Source organism: Acinetobacter sp. AYS6, assembly GCF_025630795.1.
Lineage (GTDB): Bacteria > Pseudomonadota > Gammaproteobacteria > Pseudomonadales > Moraxellaceae > Acinetobacter.
This window is the reverse complement of sequence record NZ_JAOTNV010000005.1, coordinates 54825-80188: the sequence shown is the minus strand read 5'-3', so window position 1 is coordinate 80188 and position 25364 is coordinate 54825. Positions and strand designations below refer to the sequence as shown.

Annotated in this window: 24 protein-coding genes; 19 read left to right on the top strand and 5 right to left on the bottom strand. The window is 39.6% G+C overall.

Annotated elements, in window-relative coordinates; genetic code table 11:
* The first annotated feature begins 524 nt into the window (after window positions 1-524).
* Window positions 525-1082 carry a TetR/AcrR family transcriptional regulator gene (locus tag OD757_RS05055; protein WP_263031065.1) on the top strand — a complete coding sequence of 186 codons (558 nt, stop codon included), beginning with the start codon at window positions 525-527 and terminating at the stop codon, window positions 1080-1082.
* Between the two features lie 103 nt (window positions 1083-1185).
* Window positions 1186-1818, top strand: a complete 633-nt coding sequence (locus tag OD757_RS05050; RefSeq protein ID WP_200042782.1) for a glutathione S-transferase family protein — start codon at window positions 1186-1188, stop codon at window positions 1816-1818.
* Window positions 1819-1895: 77 nt separating this feature from the next.
* Here OD757_RS05050 and OD757_RS05045 read toward each other — a convergent pair whose 3' ends face one another.
* Window positions 1896-2180 (bottom strand): DUF1330 domain-containing protein, encoded by a 285-nt coding sequence (locus OD757_RS05045; RefSeq protein ID WP_262144656.1) that lies wholly within the window; start codon window positions 2178-2180, stop codon window positions 1896-1898.
* Window positions 2181-2242: 62 nt separating this feature from the next.
* A complete protein-coding gene (locus OD757_RS05040; RefSeq protein WP_032034542.1) occupies window positions 2243-2905 on the bottom strand; it encodes a GntR family transcriptional regulator in 663 nt (220 codons plus the stop codon).
* 152 nt (window positions 2906-3057) lie between these two features.
* On the opposite strand from OD757_RS05040, the gene OD757_RS05035 reads away from it, so the two are divergent.
* The 10 genes from OD757_RS05035 (at window position 3058) to OD757_RS04990 (ending at window position 12786) form a co-directional block, all read left to right on the top strand.
* Window positions 3058-3660 (top strand): amino acid synthesis family protein, encoded by a 603-nt coding sequence (locus tag OD757_RS05035; RefSeq protein ID WP_263031064.1) that lies wholly within the window; start codon window positions 3058-3060, stop codon window positions 3658-3660.
* The gene (locus OD757_RS05030; RefSeq protein ID WP_263031063.1) at window positions 3629-4420 is read left to right on the top strand and encodes an alpha/beta fold hydrolase; all 792 of its coding nucleotides are present in this window, start codon (window positions 3629-3631) and stop codon (window positions 4418-4420) included. The genes OD757_RS05035 and OD757_RS05030 overlap by 32 nt, the downstream gene beginning before the upstream one ends.
* A gap of 30 nt (window positions 4421-4450) precedes the next feature.
* Window positions 4451-5383, top strand: coding sequence for a flavin-dependent trigonelline monooxygenase reductase component (gene tgnA / locus OD757_RS05025; RefSeq protein ID WP_263031062.1), 933 nt, complete (start codon window positions 4451-4453; stop codon window positions 5381-5383).
* A 2-nt stretch (window positions 5384-5385) separates the two neighbouring features.
* Complete coding sequence (tgnB, locus tag OD757_RS05020) at window positions 5386-6423, top strand: flavin-dependent trigonelline monooxygenase oxygenase component (protein ID WP_057086184.1); 1038 nt, start codon at window positions 5386-5388, stop codon at window positions 6421-6423.
* 11 nt (window positions 6424-6434) lie between these two features.
* The gene (tgnC, locus tag OD757_RS05015) at window positions 6435-7904 is read left to right on the top strand and encodes a (Z)-2-((N-methylformamido)methylene)-5-hydroxybutyrolactone dehydrogenase (protein WP_263031061.1); all 1470 of its coding nucleotides are present in this window, start codon (window positions 6435-6437) and stop codon (window positions 7902-7904) included.
* A 122-nt stretch (window positions 7905-8026) separates the two neighbouring features.
* Window positions 8027-8170, top strand: a complete 144-nt coding sequence (locus OD757_RS05010; protein WP_000934372.1) for a hypothetical protein — start codon at window positions 8027-8029, stop codon at window positions 8168-8170.
* A gap of 38 nt (window positions 8171-8208) precedes the next feature.
* Entirely contained in the window at window positions 8209-9615 is a 1407-nt protein-coding gene (locus OD757_RS05005) for a purine-cytosine permease family protein (protein ID WP_057106103.1), read from the top strand.
* A gap of 25 nt (window positions 9616-9640) precedes the next feature.
* Window positions 9641-10810 (top strand): hypothetical protein, encoded by a 1170-nt coding sequence (locus tag OD757_RS05000; RefSeq protein WP_263031060.1) that lies wholly within the window; start codon window positions 9641-9643, stop codon window positions 10808-10810.
* Between the two features lie 138 nt (window positions 10811-10948).
* Window positions 10949-12406, top strand: coding sequence for an NAD-dependent succinate-semialdehyde dehydrogenase (locus OD757_RS04995; protein ID WP_263031059.1), 1458 nt, complete (start codon window positions 10949-10951; stop codon window positions 12404-12406).
* Window positions 12403-12786, top strand: coding sequence for a carboxymuconolactone decarboxylase family protein (locus OD757_RS04990; protein WP_263031058.1), 384 nt, complete (start codon window positions 12403-12405; stop codon window positions 12784-12786). The genes OD757_RS04995 and OD757_RS04990 overlap by 4 nt, the downstream gene beginning before the upstream one ends.
* A gap of 59 nt (window positions 12787-12845) precedes the next feature.
* On the opposite strand, the gene OD757_RS04985 is transcribed toward OD757_RS04990, so the two are convergent.
* Complete coding sequence (locus tag OD757_RS04985; protein ID WP_263031057.1) at window positions 12846-13757, bottom strand: LysR family transcriptional regulator; 912 nt, start codon at window positions 13755-13757, stop codon at window positions 12846-12848.
* A gap of 98 nt (window positions 13758-13855) precedes the next feature.
* Between OD757_RS04985 and OD757_RS04980 the strand changes: the two genes are divergently transcribed.
* Window positions 13856-14452 carry an NAD(P)H-dependent oxidoreductase gene (locus OD757_RS04980; protein ID WP_263031056.1) on the top strand — a complete coding sequence of 199 codons (597 nt, stop codon included), beginning with the start codon at window positions 13856-13858 and terminating at the stop codon, window positions 14450-14452.
* Window positions 14453-14508: 56 nt separating this feature from the next.
* Here OD757_RS04980 and pobR read toward each other — a convergent pair whose 3' ends face one another.
* Window positions 14509-15324 carry an IclR family transcriptional regulator PobR gene (gene pobR / locus OD757_RS04975; RefSeq protein WP_126646305.1) on the bottom strand — a complete coding sequence of 272 codons (816 nt, stop codon included), beginning with the start codon at window positions 15322-15324 and terminating at the stop codon, window positions 14509-14511.
* 141 nt (window positions 15325-15465) lie between these two features.
* Here pobR and pobA point away from each other — a divergent pair, with 141 nt between their 5' ends.
* Window positions 15466-16680: a 4-hydroxybenzoate 3-monooxygenase gene (gene pobA, locus OD757_RS04970; RefSeq protein WP_263031055.1), complete on the top strand. Its 1215-nt coding sequence runs from the start codon at window positions 15466-15468 to the stop codon at window positions 16678-16680.
* 148 nt (window positions 16681-16828) lie between these two features.
* On the opposite strand, the gene alr is transcribed toward pobA, so the two are convergent.
* The gene (gene alr, locus OD757_RS04965; RefSeq protein WP_263031054.1) at window positions 16829-18121 is read right to left on the bottom strand and encodes an alanine racemase; all 1293 of its coding nucleotides are present in this window, start codon (window positions 18119-18121) and stop codon (window positions 16829-16831) included.
* A 1201-nt stretch (window positions 18122-19322) separates the two neighbouring features.
* Between alr and OD757_RS04960 the strand changes: the two genes are divergently transcribed.
* The 5 genes from OD757_RS04960 (at window position 19323) to OD757_RS04940 (ending at window position 25362) form a co-directional block, all read left to right on the top strand.
* Window positions 19323-20045, top strand: coding sequence for a UTRA domain-containing protein (locus tag OD757_RS04960; RefSeq protein ID WP_038347008.1), 723 nt, complete (start codon window positions 19323-19325; stop codon window positions 20043-20045).
* 91 nt (window positions 20046-20136) lie between these two features.
* Window positions 20137-21174, top strand: a complete 1038-nt coding sequence (locus OD757_RS04955) for a putative 2-aminoethylphosphonate ABC transporter substrate-binding protein (RefSeq protein WP_263031053.1) — start codon at window positions 20137-20139, stop codon at window positions 21172-21174.
* A gap of 22 nt (window positions 21175-21196) precedes the next feature.
* On the top strand, window positions 21197-22399 hold the full coding sequence (locus tag OD757_RS04950; RefSeq protein ID WP_263031052.1) for an ABC transporter ATP-binding protein: 1203 nt from the start codon (window positions 21197-21199) through the stop codon (window positions 22397-22399).
* Window positions 22393-24102 (top strand): putative 2-aminoethylphosphonate ABC transporter permease subunit, encoded by a 1710-nt coding sequence (locus OD757_RS04945; RefSeq protein ID WP_263031051.1) that lies wholly within the window; start codon window positions 22393-22395, stop codon window positions 24100-24102. The genes OD757_RS04950 and OD757_RS04945 overlap by 7 nt, the downstream gene beginning before the upstream one ends.
* 105 nt (window positions 24103-24207) lie before the next feature.
* The gene (locus tag OD757_RS04940) at window positions 24208-25362 is read left to right on the top strand and encodes a TIGR03364 family FAD-dependent oxidoreductase (protein ID WP_263031050.1); all 1155 of its coding nucleotides are present in this window, start codon (window positions 24208-24210) and stop codon (window positions 25360-25362) included.
* Window positions 25363-25364 lie beyond the last annotated feature (2 nt).

Sequence of the window (25364 nt, the reverse complement as noted above, 5' to 3'; positions counted from 1 at the left end):
TTAAAACAAATGACATTTTGCGTGCTTGACTGCAAAAGGGTTGGGCACTATTCTTTGCCTGCTGGCCTACATTGCCAGTCGGTCGTCGCGGACCGCTGTAAGATCACATCAGATTTATTCCTTTCTGAGGGATAGTCTTATGTGTAAACTCCTCGTCTCCTCCCGTAGCGGTAGGACGGGAGAGGGACACCTTCGGGTGTGCTGGTTTATCTTACCCAGTCCGCGAACCCTTTCTCGTTCTGCCACCATAAATTTAATGTCGGCAGAACTCCCAATAAAAAGGAGTTGGCTTTGCACATCCATTATTTCTTGGCACCGAGTGCCAAAAGCTATAACGACACAGCTTAAAAATTAAAGCAGCTTGAATGACCTAAGGTTTTCAGGCTTAAAGTCTTTTTTATTTAAAACTTAGCAACAACAAAACTTGAGATGTGCCAAGCACAGTCTTTACGGCTTTGCTATGCCTTTTTTCTCCCAAAAAAGCATCTCGCTTAGAAACAACAAGAATTTATAACGGTAAAACTATGCCAAAATTAGTGCTTTCTTCCCGTGCCATACAAGTCATCAATAAGTCGATTGATTTATTTCACCATCGTGGGTTTCATACGGTTGGGGTGGATCGAATCGTGAAAGAATGTGAAATTACCAAAGCGACTTTTTATAACTTCTTTCATTCAAAAGAGCGGTTTATTGAAATCTGTCTGATCGTACAAAAAGAACGTTTAAAAGAAAAAGTGATTTCAATTGCTGAGTACGACCAAGGCACAAACGCGACCGATAAACTCAAAAAGCTTTATTTCTTACACACTGATCTAGAAGGGCTGTACTTTTTATTATTTAAAGCCATTTTTGAAACGAAACTGATCTATCCAAACACCTATCAAATCGCGGTGAGATATCGAACATGGCTCATCAATGAAATCTATAGCCAACTTATCAATCTAAAAACCGATGTAACTTTTCAAGACGCCAAACTGTTTTTATATATGATTGAAGGCGCAATTATTCAGCTTTTAGACTCAAATCAAGTGGATGAGAGGGAAAAGGTGTTGGATTGTTTTTTATGCAGTTTAGGTAGGTGATGTAAAATGCTGGGCTGATAACAAAAAATATTAGACCGGTCGTCTATTGATCTATATAGTGAGGTCTTACTTTGTTGACCTTCTAGTTTAAAAGAGAAAATTAATGTCTATTATTCTTCATCATTTAAATGCTTCACGCTCATTTCGCATTCTGTGGTTACTTGAAGAAATTAATCAACCTTATGAATTAAAAAGTTATTTTCGAGATAAAACTACAAATCTTGCACCTCAAGAATTAAAAAACATTCATCCTTTAGGCAAATCACCTGTGATTGAGCTCAATGGAAAAGTGATTGCAGAATCAGGTGCAATTGTAGAAATTTTGATTGAAAAATTTGCTCCTCAACTTATGCCTGCGAAAGATTCGGACAGTTATCTTGATTATTTACAATGGATTCATTTTTCAGAAAGTTCGGCTATGGTTCCATATTTGTTAAATATTTTTAATTCGATTGAGTTAAAAAATGGCACTCAATTAAAGTTCTTGGACCAATATGCGCATGCTGAGTTGGATAAAGTATTTTCGTATTTAGATCAACAATTAGTAGGCAAAAAATTCTTAGTAGGCAATAGCTTAACGGGTGCAGATTTTATGATTGGTTTCGTAGTCTATGGCCTAATTAATTCTTTAAATATTCGATCAAAATACCTCAATATTGAACAATATGTAAAAAGTCTAGAAAGCTTAGAAAGCTGGCAAAAAGCTATGTCTATAGAACAAAATCTTCATCACTAAACCAATGCCTAAAACGGAATGCCCTTAAGCACTTAAAATAGAATTGATTTCCCAAGTTGAGAAATCAATTCAGCAATTTAGATTCCTTCAACAAAACTCACCATCACATCGCAGCAGCCTTGGCGTTTACTTTTGGCAAGTTGATATTCAGGTGAAAAATAACATTCACGTGCGGTTTCCATATCTGGAAACTCAATCACCACGTGACGTTCAAACTCTTGTCCCTCTAAAACTTCTGAGGCACCGCCACGCGCAAGAAACTTGGCGCCGTACTTTTGAAAAGCTTGCGGAGCCGTGGCCATATATTGTTTATATTGTTCCATATCATGAATAGTAATATGAGCAATCCAGTAAGCAGACATATCGTATTTCCCTATAACTTATTAAATAAAGGCCTATTTACCTTTTTCTAAAATTTGTGATTTCACGCATCTAAAATATTTTTTGCGACAGCAGCAGCTTCGGCAATATGTTCAGCAACCGCTTGTTTTGCCTTTTCAGGGTCTTTGTGAAGATAGATGGCTTCACACATATTTTTAATACGTTGATAACCTGAAATTTCACGCTTTGTCGATTTCATGGTCATGGCACGTAGACGGCTAATTCGGCCATTTAAGCGTTGAACAACTTCCCACGCAATATGGTGTTTTGCGGTGGTGAAAATAGTTTGATAAAGCTGGGTTGAGGTCTCAATAATCAAATTGATGTCATCGGCAGCAAAAGCAGCTTTAAGATCTTCTAATAGAAGCTTTAATTTTTCAGCAGTTTTTTCATCTAGGTTTTTAGTGCAGTCAACCACAGCACTTTGCTCTAGCAAAAGACGAATTTCATATATCTGCGAAGCGATGTCCCAGTTAAGGAGTGAAACGATAGGGCCTTTATTTGGCAAAATCTCGACTAAACCTTCTGCTTCTAAATAACGAATCACTTCGCGAACTACAGAACGGCTCACGCCAAGTTCTTCGCATAACGTTCTTTCAACCAGTCTTTTTCCTGAAGGAAAATAGCCCGTAATAATGGCATTGCGCACTTTATCTAAACACAGCTCTCGTAATGTTACGGGCGGGTTTTCAATTTTAAGATTCATAAATAATTAAATTTTCCTGTTTTTTAACATGTTGAGTTTCATCACATGTTTTTCAATAAAAATTAGCATAGCAAACTCTTGCTTTTTTTTCAGTATGTATTATGGTATACCATAATACGAATGACAAGATAATTTACTTGCAAGGAAGAGCAATGGAACTCATACGTAAAACAGTGCTTCATGTAGAAACCACTTATGTAGATGGCGGCAAAGAAGCAGCAAAGCCTTTAAAAATGGTGGCAGCCGCAGCGGTTATTAAAAATCCGTGGGCAGGCCAAGGTTATGTAGAAGACCTATCACCGGAAATTCGCCGTATTGCGCCCATCTTAAGCGAACATTTAACCAAGCTTATTCTTGATGAAGTGGGTTCTGGTGAAGCTGTTGAAGCTTTTGGTAAAAGTGCAGTAGTGGGCTTAAATGGTGAACTTGAACATGCATCAGCTTTAATCCACACCTTACATTTTGGTAATACTTACCGTAGCGCTGTCGGTGCGAAATCTTATTTGGCATTTAACAATACCCGTGGCCCAGCAAATGCGCCGATTTTAATTCCAATGATGGATAAAAATGACGAAGGCCGCCGTTCTCATTACTTAACATTGCAATTTGCAATTCCAGATGCACCTGCTGCCGATGAGCTAGTTGTTGTGATTGGTGCAGCAACAGGTGGTCGACCACATCATCGTATTGGTGATCGTTATAAAGATTTGGAAGAGTTAGGTCATGATGTCAAAAACCCTGCAGCTGTCAAATAACCGTATTGCTCACTATTTTGAGCAAGGCGAAGGAGAGCCTCTGGTTCTAATCCATGGAGTGGGAATGCAAGCTGCGGCATGGTATCCACAAATTGAATATTTTTCTAAACATTATCATGTAATTTCAGTAGACATGCCGGGACATGGTCAAAGTACCAAATTACCGGCAGAAGCAAAGCTACAAGATTTTGTTGAATGGACCATCGAATTTATTACAGCCTTAAATTTAGGACCTGTAAATTTAGCGGGACATTCAATGGGATCGCTGATTACTACAGGAGTTAGCGTTACCCGTCCTGATTTAGTTAAACGGATGGCGGTGCTCAATGGTGTATATAAACGTACAACACAAGCACGTCATGCAGTCATCCAAAGAGCTGAAGAGTTAAAAACAGGCCGTATTGATGTTGAGACTCCGCTACAGCGCTGGTTTGGCGAAAGTGAAGTCGAGCGTATAGCAGCAGCCAAAGTGAAATCATGGCTCGAAAATGTCGACTTGTCTGGTTACACCACTGCATATTCTGCTTTTGCGCAAGGCGATGAAACCTATGCAGATGACTGGTCAAAGATCACTTGTCCTGCTTTGGTGTTGACCGGAACGGATGATCCGAACTCAACTGCAGAAATGGCTGTGCAAATGGCGAATCAGGCAAAGCATGGCACTGCAATTGTCATTGAAAATGAACGTCACATGGTGAACTTAACTGCACCTGACAAAGTGAATAATGCAATGCAAGCGTGGTTGGAAACCAGCGTTTAATTTGCCACACATTGCTGAAGGAATATAACAATGAGTGAAATGGATACGATTAATAAAATGCGTGAACTACGTGATGCTTTCGGGTCATTTATGACGGGCGTTACCGTGGTCACAACCTGTAAAGAAGATGGAACGCCACTTGGCTTTACAGCGAACTCTTTTGCTTCGGTGTCTTTGGACCCAGCTTTACTTCTAGTGAGTATTGCCAAGACATCAAGCAATTATCATAACTTTGCAAATACCACTCATTTTGCAATTAATATTTTGGCAGAAGAGCAAAAGGATGTTTCAAATACTTTTGCTCGTCCAAGCGAAGACCGTTTTGCAAATCTTTCATGGTCAAAAAGTGCTTGCCAAAACCCACTGATCGATCAAGTCAGTGCATGGTTCGACTGTACGACCTACCAAGTTGTCGATGCAGGGGATCATGCAGTTTTAATTGGTAAAGTTGAAGACTTCGCTTCGACAGGTTTTGCAGGACTTGGTTATTATCGTGGTGGATATTTCACACCAGCCAAACTTTCTGCCGAGGTTATCTCTGGTCCTAAAGTGGTAATGAGTGCAATTATTGGACATGAAAATACCATTTTACTCGAAGAAACTGCCGACCATAAGTGGACTATTCCACATGTCATGGTCGATAAAGACGGTGCAGATAAAGCGCTTGAGAAAATCTTTGCACAATATCAGCCAGATGCTTCTGCCAACTTCATTTACTCTGTATATGAAAACGTTGAAAACCAGCAGCAATATATTTCATTTTTATGCAACACACCCGTAGCTCAAGCCACCAAAGGTCAGTTTGTCGATTTAAATGACCTTGAGAACTTAGAGTTTGTAGACAGCGCCTTAGAAAGTATGTTGATGCGCTATCGCAAAGAAAACCATTTGAAAACTTATGGTGTTTATTACGGAAATCAGACAACAGGTACAGTTCGTCAAATCGTTAAAGAGGAAGTTTAATCATGCGTTTTTCATTATTTGTGCATATGGAACGTGTTTCTGATCAGCAAACTCAGAAGCAGCTTTATGATGAAATGATTGAGCTTTGTCAGATTGCAGACCGTGGCGGTATGCATGCGGTTTGGACAGGCGAACACCATGCCATGAACTTTACTATTGCACCAAATCCATTTTTAAATTTGGTCGATTTAGCCAATAAAACCAAAAATGTTCGTTTAGGTACAGGCACGGTGGTAGCACCATTTTGGCATCCGATTAAACTTGCAGGCGAAGCTGCAATGACCGACATTATTACCAATGGCCGTTTAGATATTGGTATTGCTCGCGGTGCTTATTCGTTTGAATATGAACGTATGGTTCCGGGCATGGATGCATGGAGTGCAGGTCAGCGTTTACGTGAAATGATTCCCGCAATTAAAAACCTTTGGAAAGGCGATTATGAGCATAACGGGGAATTTTGGCAGTTTCCAAAAACCACCTCAGCACCTCAACCGCTTCAACAACCGCATCCACCAATTTGGGTTGCTGCTCGTGATCCAAATAGCCATGAATTTGCTGTGCAAAATGGCTGTAATGTACAGGTAACGCCTTTGCATTTAGGTGACGAAGAAGTTGAAAAACTCATGGGACATTTCAATGCAGCTTGTGAAAAGTTCAATGAAATTCAGCGCCCTGAAATTATGTTGCTTCGCCATACCTATGTGGCAGATAGTGAAGAAGATGCTCAACTGGCAGCAGATGAAATTAATACATTCTATAACTACTTCGGCGCTTGGTTTAAAAATGAGCGTGAAATTAATCAAGGTTTAATCGCACCTTTAAGCCCTGAAGAAATTGCTGCACATCCTTTTTATACACCAGAAGCGATGCGCAAAAATAATGTGATTGGACAGGCCCAAGAAGTCATTGACCGCTTAAAAGCTTATGAAGCGATGGGTTACAACGAATATTCTTTCTGGATTGATACGGGCATGAGCTTTGAACGAAAAAAAGCCTCATTAGAACGTATGATCAATGAAGTTATGCCGGCATTTGCATAGAGGCGAATATCATGACAGCAGATTTTCAGCTTTATATTAATGGTCAGTTTGAATCTGGTGCAGCAACGTTTGAAAGTATTAATCCTGCAACAGGTGAAGTCTGGGCACAGATGCCAGAAGCTCGAACCGATGAAGTCAATCGAGCAGTTCAAGCCGCATCTCAGGCATTAAAAGCATCGGCTTGGGCAGGTTTAACGGCCTCCCAGCGCGGTAAATTGCTCTATAAACTGGCTGATTTAATTGAAAAAGCTGCACCGCAACTGGCTCAAATTGAAACCAGTGATACGGGCAAAATTATTCGCGAAACATCGAGCCAGATTGCCTATGTCGCTGAGTATTATCGCTACTATGCAGGTATTGCCGACAAATTAGAGGGTAGTTTTCTACCGATTGATAAGGCAGACATGCAAGCATGGATTGTTCGTGAACCAGTAGGCGTGATTGCTGCAATTGTTCCTTGGAACAGTCAGTTATTTCTATCGGCAGTGAAGGTGGGGCCAGCTTTAGCGGCAGGTTGTACTGTCGTGTTAAAAGCCTCTGAAGACGGCCCTGGGCCATTATTAGCTTTTGCTAAATTGATCCATGAAGCGGGTTTTCCGGCTGGAGTGGTCAATGTGATTACCGGTTTCGGACCTGAATGTGGCGCCGTGCTGAGTAGTCATCCGGACGTTGCCCATGTTGCATTTACAGGTGGTCCAGAAACGGCAAGGCACATTGTGCGTAACTCGGCTGAAAATCTTGCAAAAGTTTCACTCGAATTAGGTGGCAAATCACCATTTATTGTATTTGCTGATGCAGATATTCAAAGTGCGGTAAATGCTCAGGTCGCTGCTATTTTTGCTGCTACTGGGCAAAGTTGTGTAGCAGGTTCACGCTTACTGGTTGAAGAAAGCATTAAAGATGAATTTGTTCAGCGTTTGGTTGAGCGTGTACAAACCATAAAAATTGGTTTACCTCATGAGATGGCAACCGAGTTTGGGCCGCTTTGTACCTTACGCCAACGCCAAAAAATTGAGCAAGTCGTTGCAAGTTCAATCCAGCAAGGGGCAAAACTTCTTACTGGCGGGAAAAGCCTTGAGCGAGCAGGTTATTACTATCCACCGACCATTTTAGATTGTACCGATGCACCTCAAGCAGATTGCATTACCACAGAACTATTTGGTCCGGTGTTATCGGTAGATAGTTTCAAAGATGAAGCGGAAGCTGTGCAAAAAGCCAATAGTACGCCTTACGGGTTGGCAGCAGGTGTTTTTACCACCAATTTAAGCCGTGCTCACCGTATGACAAAAGTCATTGGGTCGGGAATTGTTTGGCTAAACACTTACCGCGCTGTTTCTCCACTTGCACCTTTTGGTGGACATGGGCTTTCGGGACATGGGAGGGAAGGTGGCGCAAATGCGGTTCTAGATTACACCACCACCAAAACAGTTTGGTTACGTACCTCAGATGAGCCAATTGATGACCCATTTGTCATGAGATAAATCATGACTTGAGGCATGAAAATATATCGGGATTTTAATTTCAAGGATGAAAAAATGAATCAGTCAAACCCAGCAATCGCCTAAAGCTTTAAATAGTTGAAAACGTAAAACTAGATGTATCGATGCTTAATCAAGTATTGATTGGACTGGCTTTACCTTTTTCTTGGCTAAAACAACACAAACAGAGATATGAGCTGTTTGTAAAAGGAAATAAAAAGATGAAGCCGAGTCATATTGAAATGACTTTGGCTGGGCAGATTTTTTGATGTTGAGGAAATGAATTCCTCAAAGAGAGATTAAGGATATGAGCCAAAACGAAAATAGCAATAATGCTTTCGCTATCGAAAGTCATTCTATTGATTATGTTGCTCCCTCTGAACGTAATGGGAAAGTTCGCGATCTATTCACATTATGGTTTTGTACCAATATTGCACCGCTCGCCGTCATTACGGGTGCAATGTCAATTTTAACCTTTAACCTCAATATTGTAAGTGCATTGCTTGCGATCTGCTGCGGACATTTTTTTGGTGCAGCGATTCTTGCTTTAACTTCTGCACAAGGCCCGCAGGTCGGCATTCCTCAAATGATTCAGAGCCGTGCGCAGTTCGGGCGTTATGGGGCATTGCTGGTTGTACTGTTTACCACCCTCATTTATTTAGGTTTTTTCATCTCTAACATTATTTTGTCAGGCAAAACCCTTCATACCGTTGTTCCTGCCATTCCTGTGCCGACTGCGACCGTGATTGGCGCAATCGCAGCAACTACCATAGGCGTGATTGGTTATCACTTTATTCATAAGTTCAATAAAATTGGAACTTGGTTTATGGGTGGTTCGTTGCTCATCGGCCTCATGATTATGGTGCCGCATATTAATGCAGATGTACTCGCTAAAGGCTCTTTCAATATGAAAGGCTGGTTTGCCATGTTTGGTTTGTGTGCGGTGTGGCAAATTAGTTTCTCACCTTATACCTCAGATTATTCACGATATTTACCGAAATCGATTGGTATTTATAAGCCATTTATCTTTACCTATTTAGGCGCATCGTTAGGAACTATTTTTGCGATGGCATTTGGTACGATTGCGGTCAGTATTGGCTCAACCACAGATGCCATGGAAGCGGTAAAGTCAGGTACTGGGCTGTTCGGCTATGTTCTTATGATTTTGTTCTTATGCAATATCATTGGTCACAATGCCATGAACCTCTACGGTGCGGTTCTGTCATGTATTACCTCAATTCAGACTTTTGCAGGGCAGTGGATGCCAAGCCGAAATATCCGAGTCGTGTTATCAATCATTGTGTTAGTTCTAGCGACTTTAACGGCACTTTGGGCATCAAGTAACTTTATTAGTTTCTTCTTGAATGTGATTTTTGCGCTGTTATTTATTTTGGTCCCATGGGTGTCTATTAATTTATTAGATTTCTATGTCGTGAATAAAAAGTCTTATGACATTCAATCGATCTTTGCTCGTGATGGTGGTATTTACGGCAAATTTAATGCAAAAGCGCTTACGGCTTATTTCATTGGGATCGCGGTACAAATTCCATTCTTAAAAAATGCGTTTTTCACAGGTGCATTGGCCGATGTCATTCCAGATGCTGATATTTCATGGGTCATTGGATTGTTGGTGAGTCTGGTGGTGTATTACGTCTTTAATCTAGGAAAGATTAAATGTTCAGCACCCGCATTAAACGCAAAATTACCTCAATAAGCATTGTAGTGAAAGGAATCCGACAATGAAAAAAAGCTATTTACAAGTGGCTCTAAGCACAGCATTGATGGCTGTAATCTATCCGAGTTACGCAGGTGTAAGTTTTGGAAATAGCGATAGTGGATACGGCAAGCTCACCGTATCAGGCTATGTTCGCGCTAACTATCAAGATAAACACTATGGAGAGTCTGCTTCTGATCAAAAAATTCGTTTTGATGCTGCGCAGTTAAAACTGGACTACGAGCGTGGACCGTTATTTGGTCATGCGGAATATCGTTGTTATCAATATGACCGTCTATGTGATTTTTCTACGTTGGTTGATGGTTATGTAGGGTACAAATTAAATAAAACAGATCAGGTAGTGGCAGGTGTTCAGCCGATTCCATTTGGACCGGGACGTTTTTGGGGCAATAGTCTATATGGAAGTATGAGCACAACTGCAGGTTTAGAAGATGTTCACAATCTTGGTTTGAATTATCACTTTGAATTGCCGACAGCAACTAAGTTTGATGTGGGTTATTTTGCGGTAGATGGCGGAAACTACACAGGCTCTACCCAAGATTCAGGTCGCTACACTGCAAACTATGTGAGTTCAGACGATCCCAACAAAACCGATTTGCAAGAAAAGAACATGTGGGTAGGCCGAGTGACTCAAGATATAAATCTTGGAATTAATGGTTTAACTACACAGCTCGGTGGCTCATATTGGACATCCGATATTGAAAATAAAGCTGCTTCGAGTGATGGGCGCCGTCATGCGTGGGCACTTTTTGGCAAAGCCAATTATGGCAATTTAAATGTGACCCTTACTGGCGGTAAAAATGATGTAACTAATCAGGACCAGCTTAATCCTAATCAGTCGCTCATGGGCTCTTACGACAGTGAATATTATGTGGCTAACAAAGGGACGTTTTATACCGCAGACGTTGGCTATTCTTTCAAAAATGTTAAGCAGATCGGGAACATTACGCCGTACTTTATGTACAGTCAGTACGATAAAGATCAGGACAGTATGAAAGATTCGATTCGTAATATTATTGGTGTGTCTATTGACCATAAACAGCTATCTTTGGTGGCTGAATACATCATGAGTAAAAATGACCCGTTCATTGGTGGGACTCAAGATTCATTGGCAAAAGGGGATGATAACCAGTGGAATAAGTTGCTTAACTTAACGCTGTTTTATTATTTCTAAAGACATTTAAACATTCGGGCATATCGAAAATTTTTTTAAATTAATTTTTGGTATGCCATAATACAAAGTTGATGGTGAGCTATTTAATTTATGTATCGCTCCACTATCAATGCAGAAGATCTCAACAGGATAATGATCATGCAGCTTAATGAACTCGCTTTATTTCGTCAGCAAGCCTTTGTTGCTGGAAAGTGGTGCGATGCAGACCATCAACAAACATCCGAAATTTCAAATCCGGCGACATTAGAGGTTATTGGCACTGTCCCAAATATGGGCAAGGCTGAAGCAGAGCGTGCCATAGAAGCTGCCAAAGAGGCTTGGCCGTTATGGAAAAATAAAACAGCAAAAGATCGATCAATTATTTTAAAAAAATGGTTCGATTTAATTATTTCAAATGCAGATGACTTGGCTTTTATTTTAACGAGTGAGCAAGGAAAACCTTTAGCCGAAGCCAAAGGTGAAATTTTATATGCTGCGAGTTTTATTGAATGGTTTGCCGAAGAAGCAAAACGAGTATATGGCGATATTATTCCAAGCCCATATCCAGATGCTCGTATTGTCGTAAATAAACAGCCTATTGGTGTCGTGGCAGCCATTACGCCGTGGAATTTCCCCGCTGCCATGATTACGCGTAAGGTTGCTCCAGCCTTGGCGGCAGGTTGTCCTTGTATTGTAAAACCGGCGCCTGAAACGCCTTTTACTGCTTTGGCTTTAGTGGACTTAGCTGTGCAAGCTGGCGTGCCTGCTGAAATCTTTAGTGTGATTACAGGCGATGCAGTTCATATTGGTGATGCGATTTTTGAAAGTGACGTCGTACGCAAGTTTACTTTTACCGGTTCAACGCCAGTCGGCAAAATGCTGCTCGAGCGTTCAGCAAAAACCTTAAAAAAAGTTTCCTTAGAGTTGGGTGGCAATGCGCCGTTTATTGTATTTGATGATGCCGATTTAGATGCAGCAATTGAGGGCGCGCTTATTGCCAAATTTAGAAATGCAGGGCAAACCTGTGTGTGCGTCAATCGATTTTTAGTGCAGGCGGGCATTTATGAAAAATTTATTGCTGCCCTAAGCCAAAAAATCCAAAACTTTAATATTGGTAATGGATTAGAAGCAGGGCATGACATTGGGCCATTAATTAATGCCAATGCGGTGAAAAAAGTTGAAGCTCATATTCAAGATGCCTTAGATAAAAATGGTCGTCTTGTGATTGGCGGTAAAAAGCATGTAGCGGGTGAATTATTTTTTGAACCGACACTGATTGCAGATGTTACCGCTGATATGGATGTGGCAACCCAAGAAACGTTTGGTCCGCTAGCAGCTGTATTTAAATTTGAAACCGAGCAACAAGCGGTAAAAATGGCAAACGCAACTGAATTTGGTTTAGCCGCATATTGTTATACCAAAGATTTAGGCCGTGCTTGGCGAATGAGTGAACAGCTTGAGTATGGCATGGTCGGAATTAATAAAGGCCTTATTTCAAATGAAGTTGCGCCTTTTGGTGGAATTAAACAGTCTGGTTTGGGGCGTGAAGGTTCTAAATACGGTATTGAAGATTATCTGGAAATTAAATACACCTTGTTTGGAGGATTGAATATATGAGTAATGAAAAATTTGAAAAGGGTTTAGCAATCCGTAAACAAGTTCTTGGGGAAGAATATGTAAATAATTCAATCAATAATGCCGATGAGTTTAATCTTCCTCTTCAAGAGTTAGTCACTGAATATTGCTGGGGAGCTGTTTGGGGACGTGAAGAATTAAGTAAACCTGAGCGCAGTTTAATTAACTTGGCAATGATTTCAGCTTTAAATCGTCCACATGAACTAAAACTACATGTTAAAGGTGCACTTCGAAATGGTATACCTAAAGAGAAAATTCGTGAAGTACTCTTACAGGTTGCAATTTACTGTGGCGTGCCTGCTGCTGTAGATAGCTTTCGAATTGCTAAAGAGGCAATTAAAGAGTTTGATTCTGAGCAATAAACGTTGCCTTTGAATAATTAAAAAAAGCCTTGTTCAAGTGGACGAGGCCTTTTTTTATTTTAAGCTTGTCTGTTCAGTTCAAGGGGTAAATGCTGCGCCACATAATCAATTGCAAGGCGGGTTTTCAGTGGCATAAAAGGCAGTGTAGGCCATACCAGATGAATCGGAAAAGCAGTGCTCGACATGGTGTCTAACACTTGCACAAGCTTACCGTCCTGTAATTCATTTTGAATAAGCCAATCGGGCAGCCAAGCAATACCTGCGCCAGCAAGTGCTGCATTTTTAATGGCTTGCAAGTCATTTAAAAGGAGTTTTGCTTTCGGTTTAATAAATAAAGGCTCGTCATTTTCCTGTTGAAGCTGCCATTTTTTTATTTGACCAAAATGCGGATCGGCAATCGTGGCGTGGCGGTCTAAGTCCTCAATATGCTCTAGGGGACCTGCTTTATTTAAATAGTCAGGTGAGGCACAAAGTAGCATTCGATGCTCACCAATTGGTTTGGCAACGAGTTGAGTGGTGTCGGGCAATGCCCCGATTCGGATGCATAAATCGAAACCTTCTTCGACCAAGTCTACAGTCCGATCATTAAATGAAATTTCTAGCTGTAAGTCCGCATGTTGCTGAGCAAATTTAACCATGAGCGGGGCAACATAAATTTGTCCGAATAGCACTGGTACAGACATTCGTAATCGGCCTGTTGCATTAATTTTCCCTTGGTCTAATAAAGCTGCCGCATTTTGTATTTCACTTAACGCTCGGCGGCTATGTTCATAAAACAAAGCCCCTTCGTCAGTCATGCTGAGAGAACGTGTTGTTCTTTTAAATAAAGCAACACCAAGTTGTTCTTCCAGCCGAGCAATATTTTTACTAATGGCTGAGCGAGTTAAATGCAATTGCTCGGCAGCTCTTACAAAACTTCCAGCCTCGACCACCGTCACAAATATAGAAATTGCATTCAACTCATGTTGCATGATTGTTGCCTAAAAAGAACCAATATAATGAAATAATATCACCACTGTTGAATTTATTGTGGAGTTAATATGGCTTCATCAAAAACGTGGAGATGGTCATGGCTAAAATATTGGTATTAAAATCCAGCATTATGGGTGAGGGTTCTCAAACCAATCGCCTAATCGATGTCATGATTGAACACCGTAAAGACCAAGGTTTGCAAGATGACATTACCATACGCAATCTAGCTGAAATGAATTTACCCGTATTAGATCTAGAAATTTTCCAAGCGCTCCGTGGTACTGAAAATAGCAAACCAGAAATTAAACAAATCGTTGCTTTGTCTGACGAATTAATTGATGAATTAAAAAGTGCCGATTTGTTGGTGATAGGCGCGCCGATGTACAACTTAAATGTCCCGACTCAACTCAAAAACTGGTTTGATTTGGTGGCACGAGCAAGACAAACATTCCGCTACACCGAAACTTATCCTCAAGGTTTGGTTGAAGGGGTAAAAGCGGTGGTGGTAAGTAGTCGAGGCGGTATTCATGTCGGCCAAGAAACTGAGGCAGTCACGCCTTATCTCAAAGCTGTGTTAGGGCTAATGGGTATTCATGACGTCGATTTTATTTATGCAGAAGGCTTAGATATGCAGGCCTATCGCAGCAATGCATTAGATCTGGCAAGCCAGCAAGTTAAAGAATTCGCCATTTAAAATCATGAGCTGAAACTCTTGTACCTCTAATTGATGACAAGAGTTTCTAAAACGATTTAAATCACATTTCTAAGCTCATTTGCCGTGTTGCGTAGCAATGGCAAAATTTGCTGAACCAAATAATCTTCTTGTACTCGGTTGGTTTGAGACATGCAGTTAAGTGCTGCAATGGCTTGACCTTGGGCGTTAAATACGGGCACTGCAATCGCAATCACGCCAAGCTCATGTTCTTCTTTGGAAAGACAATAATCCGATAACGAAATACCCTTAAGCACTTCAAAAAACTTTGACTCATCTATTATGGTAAAAGGCGTTAAACGTTTTAAACCGTAATTTTTTACCCACGTATGTTGGGCTTCTTCGGGTAGTGCTGCCAGTAAAACTTTACCCGTAGAAGTTGCATGGGCAGGGAGTCGGTTTCCTAAGTGCATGCCATAAGGGCTGACACGCAAATTATCTTGCTGTGGTAGATAACTACGGGCAATCGGCACCACTTCGTTATCGTCTAATACCACAATCGAAAAAGTCAGAGATGTCTGCGCACACAAAAGATTTAAAAATGACTGAGCAACTTTAGGCAGGTGAGCAGAGCTTAAATAAGAACTCGAAAAGCGCAGCACGCGATGAGTCAACCAAAAGTAATGTTCATCAGTTTCTAAATAGCCTAAATATTTTAAAGTTTTCAAATACCGCCTTGCCGCTGTTCGGCTAATACCAGTTCGCTCGGCCACTTGAGTGACATTGAGTCGTTGTCGATCTGTTCCAAAAGCTTCCAGTAAAGCCAAGCCTTTTGCTAATCCTGCAATGTAGTCTTCTTGACGAATTTTCTCATGCGAATTCGGGTGCTCTAAAAAAGCATCGAGAGAAGGCATCCTTTCATTCCTATTATTTTGGTTGTTTCTGTCCGCTATCCGGACAAACTAAATGATAAACGGTTATTTTCGTCTTGCATACATAGTGCACAAAACTTAAAGCCAGTAATTTAAAAGTCAGGATGAAACAAGGATGAAGTTATGGATATTTTAAAGACACAGGTTGCAATTATTGGTTCTGGACCAGCAGGGTTATTGCTTGGGCAACTTTTATATAAAGCTGGAATCGACCATATTATTGTTGAGCAACGCAGTGCTGAATATGTGGCTTCACGGATACGCGCAGGAATTTTAGAGCAAGTTTCGGTCGACTTACTGAAACAAGCAGGCGTTGACCAAAATTTAAAAGACAAAGGATTACCGCATTCGGGCATTGAAATTTTGACCAATGGCGAAAAGCATCGAGTTGATTTGGCAGAATTAACAGGCGGAAAACAAGTGACCGTATATGGTCAGACAGAAGTCACTAAAGATTTAATGACTGCCCGTGAAGCTGCGCAGCTCACTTCATTTTATGAAGCTCAAAATGTACAAATTAAAGATTTCTACACTGCACCAAAAGTTGTGTTTGAACACCAAGGTCAAGCCTTTCAAATTGAGTGTGACTTCATAGCAGGATGTGATGGCTACCATGGTGTCTGCCGTGCCAGCGTGCCTGAAGATAAAATTAAGACCTTTGAAAAAGTTTATCCGTTTGGCTGGTTAGGCGTGTTGGCAGATGTTCCACCTGTAGCCGATGAACTCATTTACGTACAGTCAGAGCGTGGATTTGCTTTATGTAGTATGCGTTCAGAAACACGTAGCCGTTATTATTTACAAGTCCCTTTAACAGATCACGTCGAAGACTGGTCGGATGAAAAGTTTTGGGATGAATTAAAACGACGCCTAGATCCTGAAAGCCGTGAAAAGCTAGTGACTGGGGCCTCTATTGAAAAAAGTATCGCGCCGTTACGTAGCTTTGTGACCGAACCAATGCGCTTCGGAAAACTATTTTTAGCAGGTGATGCTGCGCATATTGTTCCACCGACAGGAGCAAAAGGCTTAAATCTTGCTGCCTCTGATATTGCTTACTTATCAAGTGCGATCATTGAATATTATGTCGAAGGCTCAGAACAAGGTATTGATGAATACTCTGAAAAATGCCTACAACGCGTATGGAAAGCAGAGCGTTTTTCTTGGTGGATGACTCATTTACTACACCGTTTTGAAACTGAAAGTGAGTTTGATCATAAGATTAAACAGGCCGAGCTAAGTTATGTACTTGGCTCAATTGCGGGTAAAACCACATTGGCTGAAAACTATGTTGGTTTGCCTTATGAGATTAAGCAAATTGATCGTTTTAAGCACGCAAGTTAAAAATTAGGTAAAAATAAAAAGGGCATGAAAATGTCCTTTTTTTATATAAAAAATGAAGTAGGAAGAAATAGTTTAAGAGATGTGGTCATAATAAAAAGTAGCCCCGATACTTTAGAAATATAGGGCTACTAATCAATTAACCTAAAATTTACTCAGCGGTTGCGGTAACTTTACTATTGGTTAATATCACTTGTTGCGGAGATTGAAGAGGTTTAATCACTTGTGGATTAGAGTTACTCCACGGGATGTAGGTTTCTGTCAAAATATGGCCGGTAAGACTCGTTAAATCACTAGATTTAACTTCAGCATCGCCTTGACGACCAAATAATACAACTTCATCGCCAGCTTTGGCCTCTGGAATATCTGTCACATCCACCATAACAGTATTCATTGATACTCGACCAACCACTGGCGCCTTTTGCCCATTTACTAATACAAAAGCTTTATTACTAAAACTACGACGGTAGCCATCCGAATAACCTATAGGTAAGTTTGCGAGTCTAGAGTCACGTGTCAAAGTATAGGTTTGGTCATAACCCACAGTTGAATCTTTAAGATAATTATTAACTGCGGCAATTTGTGTTTTAAATGCCATCATACGTTTAAATTCAGGGTGATTAGGAAAATCCCCATATATAATCGCACCTGCACGAACCATATCTAAATGTGATTCGGGAACATTTACGGTAGCAAATGAATTAGCTGTGTGTAATGTTAATTCTTCACGATTCAGTTTGGCTTTTTTAATTAACCATGCTGTTTGTTCATTAAATTGAGCCAGATGCTCACGGACATATTTTTCATCTTCTACCGCATAATGGGTCATAATGCCGTCAATTTTAAGATGGGGGAGTTTGGTGATCGCAACGGCTTGTTTTTTACCTTGAGCTGAAAACATTTCAATACCATTACGATCCATACCGCCCGAATTTAAAGCCAAGCTATAATGTACAGTTGCATTATTCGCTTCTGCCCATTGAGAGATACGAGCGGCTTGATCATAGTTGCCCAAAAGCTCTTCAATATTTAACGCATGTGCATTGATAATTTCACTATCGGTTGCTGTACGTAAACGTGTAATTTTGCCTTTATAGCCATGCTTACGCACCATCGCCGCTTCTGCATTACTGGTAATACCAATACAAGAAACATTTAATTTCATCACGCTCGGCATAAGTAGATCAATACTATGACCATATGCATTCGCTTTCATAACTACACAAAGTTGTGTTTTGTCACTAAGTAACTGATTTGTCTTTTTAATATTATCTTCAAAGGCTTGAGTATCAATTTCAATCCATGCATTGGCTGTAGGTGCAGGACTGACTTCATTTGTGATGTGAGGCGTGAGTAAAGGCGCGGCATGGGCAAATTGCATGGAACCGAATAATACAAATGCACAGCTATAAGCGAGATGAGAAAATTTTGTTTTAAGTTTCATAAGCTTTTTAATCTTTCCTGGCTGAATATGATTTAACGCTGGGTGGATTTTTATGGTTAAGTACAGATATATAATTGATTTAAAATGTCACACAATTTGATCGTAATAATACTTTCTCCTTAAAATATTATAGTCAGCATTAAGTAAAATTTAATTTTGCTTAATTCACATTAAAAAAGTAAGCGTGATTTAAAATAATCTTAATTAAATCTAAATATACATTCGTAAAAAAACAAGAAGAAAAGTAGTTATATTTTTTTGAATGTTATTTTTTTAATCTATTTGATGATGCTGTTTTTAATAAAAATTTTTAAAATATAACCTTTGGTAAAAAATTAACTTTATTATTGAAAAAGGTTTTTTTATTTTTATTATTTATTGGATTGTATTTTTTATCATTTGGTAAAATAGAAAAATATAGAGGTATAAATATCCGTAATTTTATTCCAGAGAAGGAAAAATATTGAAATTATTATGTTTTTCATGTGTTTGAAAATATTTTATTAAGGTTGTTTGGAAATTTTGGGTTATATCATGACAAAGTTTTAAGCATTAAATGACATATTTAATAGTTTTTAATAAATTAATTTAAATTTTATAAATGAAATATTAATTAGTTTGAATAAATAATTGGATAATATTTAAACTTGGAGGCGTGGCTATGATTTTTGTATAATAAATCGACTGGTGTATCTTATCTTCTTTTTTTAATTAAATTTGTTGTTTGAAATTATAATTAAAACGAAATCCTATGTTTGTTTTAAAATTAAGAAATTTTACTAATATATTAGTTTTTATTAAATAAATAATTTTATATTAAGACTTTTTAAATATAAGGTGAGAGCTATATTTTTTTAATTGCTCAGAGAATTGTGAGCTTTTTTTAATCATAATATTTTAATTCTACAAGGTAGTAATATAGGAAGATATGTTGAGGGATAGCGCAAACTCTCAATTCCTATGTAAGAGTCTGTACAGAAATATGACTTTTTATCTTAAATAAGTGTCTCAATAGATAGGATGTAATGGCGATGCCATGCCGATTTACACGTGCACACACTATTTTTTATGGAAAATCTGAATTGAAAAAACGCGGGGAATAGGTCATACATTGCTTAAAAGATCAGCATTAATAAAAGCTTTTGTCATATTTTTTCAGTATATTGCTATTAATTTCTTTATTTATAAATTCTAAGTTTGTATGGAACAGGACCAAGCACGCATACCTAAATATATTCCTATTCGCGATGCAATTGCCCATGATATTGAATCTGGTGTATTAGAAGCCCACGCAAAACTCCCATCGGAAAGAGTGCTTTCGGAACAATTTCAAACCACTCGTGTTGCTGCACGTGAAGCTTTGCTGGCTTTGGAAACTGATGGTTTGATTTATCGCTTAGATCGCCGTGGTTGGTATGTTCGTTCTCCTCGTATTATTTATCACCCTCAATCGACAAAAAACTTTAATCAATTTGTGATTGAACAAGGCTATGAACCTTCTACAGAAGTGATTTCGAGTGAACTTACGCAAGCTACGTCTTGGGATGCCAAACATTTAAAAGTTGAAAAAGGGCATCCGATTTATTCAGTTTGGCGACGTCGTTGTATTAATGGTCGACCTGTTTTAGTGGAACATTTACGGGTGAATGCCGAGCTTTTCCCTGAGTTTTTAACTCATGATCTCAAGCAATCCATTACTTTACTCATGGCAAATCAATATAACTGCCATATCACCCGAGCTGACATTAACCTCTATCCAACCGCTTTATCGGAACAGCAGGCCAAAGCACTGTATGTCAATGTAGGCGCACTCGGCCTATATATTTGCCGTAGCAACAGAAATGAAGAGGGCGTGATTACCGATGTTGACCAAGAATATTGGCTACATGATGTTTTAGATTTGCATTTCGAAGCGCGAGCATAAAAATTAAATCTGGTTTAAACCAGATTAATTAAACTGTCATATAAAACTGTTGAAATACGATCATCAAATAATTGCATTCGATGGTTTGCAGATGAAACAGTATGTTCAACAAACAATTAAACTCGGTACTGCATCAGTTTTAGGTGTAGTAGTCGCTATGCAAATGGGATGTTCATCAGCAACATCAAAACAATCAGAAGAAATTACAGTCTATACGGCAGTGGAAGCCGACCAACTTAAGCAATACCAAGAAGAATTGCATAAAGCCTATCCAGAACTCAAAGTAAAATGGGTACGTGATTCAACTGGTGTAATCACCGCTAAACTTTTGGCAGAGCAGAAAAACCCACAAGCAGATGTAGTTTTTGGTGTGGCTTTAACCAGTTTGCTGGTCATGGAAAAAAAAGACATGCTCGAACCTTTTAAACCTGAAGGCATCCAAAATTTAAAACCTGAATTTGTGAGCCAAAAAACTGTTCCGACTTGGACAGGTATGGATGCATGGGAATCTGCAATTTGTGTGAATAAAGTCGAATTAGAAAAACGTAAATTACCGGTTCCAAAAACTTGGAAAGATTTAACCAATCCAATTTATAAAAACCTGATTGTCATGTCAAATCCGGCTTCGAGCGGCACAGGCTATTTAGATGTTACGGCTTGGATGCAAATTTGGGGTGAAAAGCAGGCTTGGGACTATATGCAGGCTTTAAATAAAAACATTTCACAATATCCTCACTCGGGTTCAAAACCTTGCAAGATGGCAGCACAGGGTGAAATTCCAATTGGAGTTTCTTTCGGTTATCCGGCATTTAAATTAAAAGCAGAGGGTGCCCCTTTAGAAGTGGTTTATCCAACCGAAGGTTTAGGCTGGGAAATGGAGGCATCTGCAATTGTGAAAGGAACTAAAAAACTGACTAGCGCACAGAAATTTATAAACTGGTCAGTAAGCAAAGCGGCAAATGAAGCCTATGCCCATAACTTTTCAATGGTAGCCTATAAAGGCATCGAAAATACCACCATGAGTTTCCCGAAAAATCTTCCTCAAATGCTCGTAAAAAATGATTTTTATTGGTCAGCCGAGCAGCGTGAACGTATTTTGGCTGAATGGTCAAAGCGTTTTGAAAAGTGATCTTTTGGATAAGGGCCTCATTATGCAAATTCCTTCGTCATTGCAATCATCGCTGCTAGGTCAAAACCAAAAGAGCGATTTAGCAGGGCATTTATTGTCGACCTTAACGACCTATAAATATCCTGAACATGGCCCTTCGGTTTTAGAAGTGGTGGATATTCAAAAAAAGTTCCAACACTTTCAGGCCCTAAGTCATATTAATTTAGACCTGAAAGCCGGCGAGTTCGTTAGCTTTTTGGGGCCTTCTGGATGCGGTAAAACCACATTGCTGCGCATAATTGCGGGTCTAGAAAAACCTGATTATGGAAAAGTCATAAAAAAAGGCACAGACATTACATTGCTGAGTGCTGAAAAGCGTCACTATGGCATTGTGTTTCAGAACTATGCATTATTTCCAAACTTAAATGTTGAAGAAAATATTGCTTTTGGACTAGACAAAAAAAAGTGGGATAAGACACAGCGTAGTCAACGAGTTCAGCAGTTATTAGAACTGATTGAATTACCCGATATTGCTAAAAAATATCCAAATCAATTGTCGGGTGGACAGCAGCAACGTGTTGCGCTTGCTCGGGCAATTGCACCGAAGCCTGATATTTTACTGCTAGATGAACCATTGTCTGCGCTTGATGCTCAGGTACGTCTGAACCTGAGACAAAAGATTCGTTCGATTCAATCACAACTTAATTTGCCGACCATTATGGTCACGCACGATCAAGAAGAAGCATTAAGCATTTCTGACCGTGTTGTGGTGATGAATCATGGCATCATTGAGCAAATTGATACGCCGCACAATATTTATTACAAGCCACAAACTCGTTTCGTTGCAAAGTTTATTGGCACCATGAACTTTTTGACAGCCACTTGTTCAGTAGTCAATCAGCTCGAGGTTTTAGGTTTTATTCCTCTAAATTTGGAGCAGCAAAAACTTAAAGTAGGGCAAAACTACAGCATGGGTTTTAGAGCCGAAGCTGTCGAGTTGGTTGATGATTTTGGCAGTGATAAAGAGTCGTTGTATTTACCAGTTAAAGTATTAAGCACTGAATTTTTAGGTGCCAAACGTCGTTTATTTTGTAGCATTCATATCGATGGAATTGAGCAGGCAAAACACCTTTTGCAAATTGAAATCGAAAATACAAAGTTCAAAACTTTGCAAGAACTGATGTTTATAAAAGTACCTAATCAACTCATTCATGTCTTTGACGAACAAGGGTACGCACTATGTTAAATGAAGCTGCTTCAGCGGTTTTAAAAACACAGCCGCGTCGAAAGACTGAATACTCTTTAAGATCAAATATTGCTTTAGCAGCCGTCGCAATTGCTTTGACTTTAGCGATTATTGCTCCCTTAATGATGCTATTTCAAAGTGCATTTTTTGATGAAAATCAAAATTTTATTGGCCTTAAAAATTTTTATAATTACTTTGCAAGCCCAGCTTTACTCAGCTCTGTATTTAACTCAGTGTGGGTGGCTTGTACTGCTACTGTCATTACAGTATTTCTTGCCAGTATTTATGCTTTTGCACTGACCAACGTCAACATAAAAGGCAAAGGTTTCTTTAAAGTGGTCGCTTTTTTACCCATTTTAGCCCCATCACTTTTGCCTTCTTTAGCATTGGTTTATTTGTTTGGTAAGCAAAGTGTGTTTAAACCTTTACTGGGCGACATACAAATTTATGGCCCAATCGGTATTTTAATTAGTTACTGCTTTTGGCTATTTCCAGCAATTTTAATGTTGATGATGGTGTCATTTCGAAGCGTTGATCAGCGTTTAATTGAGGCGTCTTTGTCGCTCGGCAAAAATATCTGGAAGACGCATTATCATGTCACGCTACCTGCAATTCGTTATGGACTCATCAGCGCAAGTCTGGTGGCCTTCATTTATGTGCTAACCGATTTTGGGATTCCAAAAGTCATTGGCGGTTCATTTAACATGATGGCGCTTGATGTCTATAAACAGATTATTGGTCAGCAAAACATGAGCATGGGTGCGGTCATTTCTATCTTATTATTGCTACCCGCAGTTTTTGTGTTCATTTTTGATCGCATACAAAGCAAACGCCATTCACGTTTTCAAGCTTTTCAGGCTAAACCTTATGTCTCTGCATCGAATAAAAAACTTGAAGTTGTTCTAAGCATATTCTGTGGTTTGGTTTCAGGTGCGATTTTACTGATTATCTTTACTGCGGTGTTGGCTTCATTTATTCAGTCTTGGCCATACGATTTGTCTTTGACCTTGGCACATTACAGTTTTGAATATGTCGATGGCGGTGGTTGGGCAGCGTACTTCAACTCGGTTCGAATGGCACTCTTTAGTACGGTTTTTGGAACAGCACTGATTTTTATGGTGGCACTATTAACCGAACGTTTTAAAGCACATCCACTCATTAAAAACTATGTGCAAGCTTTGGTTTTACTGCCACTCGCTGTGCCGGGGCTAGTTCTAGGTATTGCCTACATTTTGTTTTTTAACCAGCAAAGCAACCCGTTAAATGTGCTGTATGGAACCATGACCATTTTGGTGATTTCAACCATCGTGCATTATTACACCGTGCCACACCTCACTTTAACCAATGCCATTAAACAAATTCCGCTACAACTCGATCAGGCAGCACAAACTCTAGGAACATCAAAGTGGAAAACCTTTTGGAAAATATATTTGCCAATGTGCTTTCCAGCGCTATGCGATGTATCAGTCTATGTTTTTGTGAATGCCATGACCACTGTGTCGGCTGCTATTTTCCTCTATTCACCAGACACCAGTTTAGCCGCGGTAGCTGTTTTAAATATGGATGATGCGGGAGACACGGTTGCTGCTGTTGCCATGAGCATTCTAATTTTAACCACCTCATGTGTTGTAAAACTCATTCATTGGTTATTTACCCGAAAAATTATGGCAAGAAGCCAACAATGGCGCGAAAGCTCCCACTAAGTGATGTTTAGCTAAACACAATTTTTATTTAACCGACTGAAACGAAATGCTTTGTTCAACAAGGTAAGGGTTTATTCATCCTCAATTTCGCAAATTGGAAGTCTTATGAATCACGTACAGTTTGATTTAATTGTTGTCGGAGCCGGTATTTTAGGTTTGTCCGCTGCCATACAGGCGCAAGAGCAAGGCTTAAAAGTCTGTATCTTTGAGAAAAATGCTAAACCAGTGGGGGCAACTCGCCGTAATTTTGGCATGGTCGGAACCTCGACATTAACCCATCCAGAGCAACAGTGGCGAAAGTACGCACTTGAAACGCGTTCTTTTTATCAACGCATTCAGGCTGAAACCGATATTTCATTTGAGCAAAGACAAGGTGTTTATCTGGCAAACACGGCACTTGAATGGCAGGTTTTAAATGAGTTTGCCGAGCGTGCAAATAACTATCAATTTCCAGTTCATTTGCTTAGCCATGAGGAATTGGTCATCCAATTTTCTTATTTAAATCCTTCGCAGCAGTTTCAAGGCGGTTTGGTGTTTGAAGAAGATTATTCGGTCGAACCGCATGTGATTGGGCAGCGACTGTTGGCATATGCCGAAAGAAACGGTGTAGAGATTTATACCAATGCCTGTGTTGTTCAAACCCAATATCAGCAGGAAAGTTGTCAGGTTCGTTTGGCAAGTGGCGAGGCATATCGGGCAAATAAAGTTTTGATCTGCCACGGTGAAGTCATCGATGTTTTATATCCAGATCTTTTACAAAGCTTGAATCTAAAACGTTGTGGCCTACAAATGGCTCTGACTCAACCGTTTCACCAAAAATTAAATGCTTCTCTTTATTCAGGCTTATCTATTTCACGTTATCCAGCCTTTGAAATTTGCCCAAGTCATCATGAGCTAGTTAAAGCATCACAACAGGGATTCATTAAAGAATTCGGTATCCATATTCTGATTAAACAAAACGAATTTGGCGAACTGATTGTGGGCGATAGCCACGAATATCATTCGATTAATGAAGCGCCACAGTTCGAGCAGCGTGAAGATATTAATGAGTTTATCCAAGCTTACTGTCACGAAAACTTAGGGCTGACTTTACCTCCAATTCAAAAACGCTGGAATGGTTATTACCTGACTCATGAACATGAGTTGGCCTGCGTCACTGAAGCTGAGAAAAACATCTTTCTGGTGAGTGCGATTGCTGGCAAAGGCATGACCACAGGGGCTGGGTTTATGAAAGAAGTATTAGAACAAAATATTTACTAGTT

Bases quoted from the DNA above. Each gene is read 5' to 3' on its own strand.
- OD757_RS05055 (WP_263031065.1), top strand. From the start codon at position 525: ATGCCAAAATTAGTGCTTTCTTCCCGTGCCATACAAGTCATCAATAAG.
- OD757_RS05050 (WP_200042782.1), top strand. From the start codon at position 1,186: ATGTCTATTATTCTTCATCATTTAAATGCTTCACGCTCATTTCGCATT.
- OD757_RS05045 (WP_262144656.1), bottom strand. From the start codon at position 2,180: ATGTCTGCTTACTGGATTGCTCATATTACTATTCATGATATGGAACAA.
- OD757_RS05040 (WP_032034542.1), bottom strand. From the start codon at position 2,905: ATGAATCTTAAAATTGAAAACCCGCCCGTAACATTACGAGAGCTGTGT.
- OD757_RS05035 (WP_263031064.1), top strand. From the start codon at position 3,058: ATGGAACTCATACGTAAAACAGTGCTTCATGTAGAAACCACTTATGTA.
- OD757_RS05030 (WP_263031063.1), top strand. From the start codon at position 3,629: ATGATGTCAAAAACCCTGCAGCTGTCAAATAACCGTATTGCTCACTAT.
- tgnA (WP_263031062.1), top strand. From the start codon at position 4,451: ATGAGTGAAATGGATACGATTAATAAAATGCGTGAACTACGTGATGCT.
- tgnB (WP_057086184.1), top strand. From the start codon at position 5,386: ATGCGTTTTTCATTATTTGTGCATATGGAACGTGTTTCTGATCAGCAA.
- tgnC (WP_263031061.1), top strand. From the start codon at position 6,435: ATGACAGCAGATTTTCAGCTTTATATTAATGGTCAGTTTGAATCTGGT.
- OD757_RS05010 (WP_000934372.1), top strand. From the start codon at position 8,027: ATGCTTAATCAAGTATTGATTGGACTGGCTTTACCTTTTTCTTGGCTA.
- OD757_RS05005 (WP_057106103.1), top strand. From the start codon at position 8,209: ATGAGCCAAAACGAAAATAGCAATAATGCTTTCGCTATCGAAAGTCAT.
- OD757_RS05000 (WP_263031060.1), top strand. From the start codon at position 9,641: ATGAAAAAAAGCTATTTACAAGTGGCTCTAAGCACAGCATTGATGGCT.
- OD757_RS04995 (WP_263031059.1), top strand. From the start codon at position 10,949: ATGCAGCTTAATGAACTCGCTTTATTTCGTCAGCAAGCCTTTGTTGCT.
- OD757_RS04990 (WP_263031058.1), top strand. From the start codon at position 12,403: ATGAGTAATGAAAAATTTGAAAAGGGTTTAGCAATCCGTAAACAAGTT.
- OD757_RS04985 (WP_263031057.1), bottom strand. From the start codon at position 13,757: ATGCAACATGAGTTGAATGCAATTTCTATATTTGTGACGGTGGTCGAG.
- OD757_RS04980 (WP_263031056.1), top strand. From the start codon at position 13,856: ATGGCTAAAATATTGGTATTAAAATCCAGCATTATGGGTGAGGGTTCT.
- pobR (WP_126646305.1), bottom strand. From the start codon at position 15,324: ATGCCTTCTCTCGATGCTTTTTTAGAGCACCCGAATTCGCATGAGAAA.
- pobA (WP_263031055.1), top strand. From the start codon at position 15,466: ATGGATATTTTAAAGACACAGGTTGCAATTATTGGTTCTGGACCAGCA.
- alr (WP_263031054.1), bottom strand. From the start codon at position 18,121: ATGAAACTTAAAACAAAATTTTCTCATCTCGCTTATAGCTGTGCATTT.
- OD757_RS04960 (WP_038347008.1), top strand. From the start codon at position 19,323: ATGGAACAGGACCAAGCACGCATACCTAAATATATTCCTATTCGCGAT.
- OD757_RS04955 (WP_263031053.1), top strand. From the start codon at position 20,137: ATGAAACAGTATGTTCAACAAACAATTAAACTCGGTACTGCATCAGTT.
- OD757_RS04950 (WP_263031052.1), top strand. From the start codon at position 21,197: ATGCAAATTCCTTCGTCATTGCAATCATCGCTGCTAGGTCAAAACCAA.
- OD757_RS04945 (WP_263031051.1), top strand. From the start codon at position 22,393: ATGTTAAATGAAGCTGCTTCAGCGGTTTTAAAAACACAGCCGCGTCGA.
- OD757_RS04940 (WP_263031050.1), top strand. From the start codon at position 24,208: ATGAATCACGTACAGTTTGATTTAATTGTTGTCGGAGCCGGTATTTTA.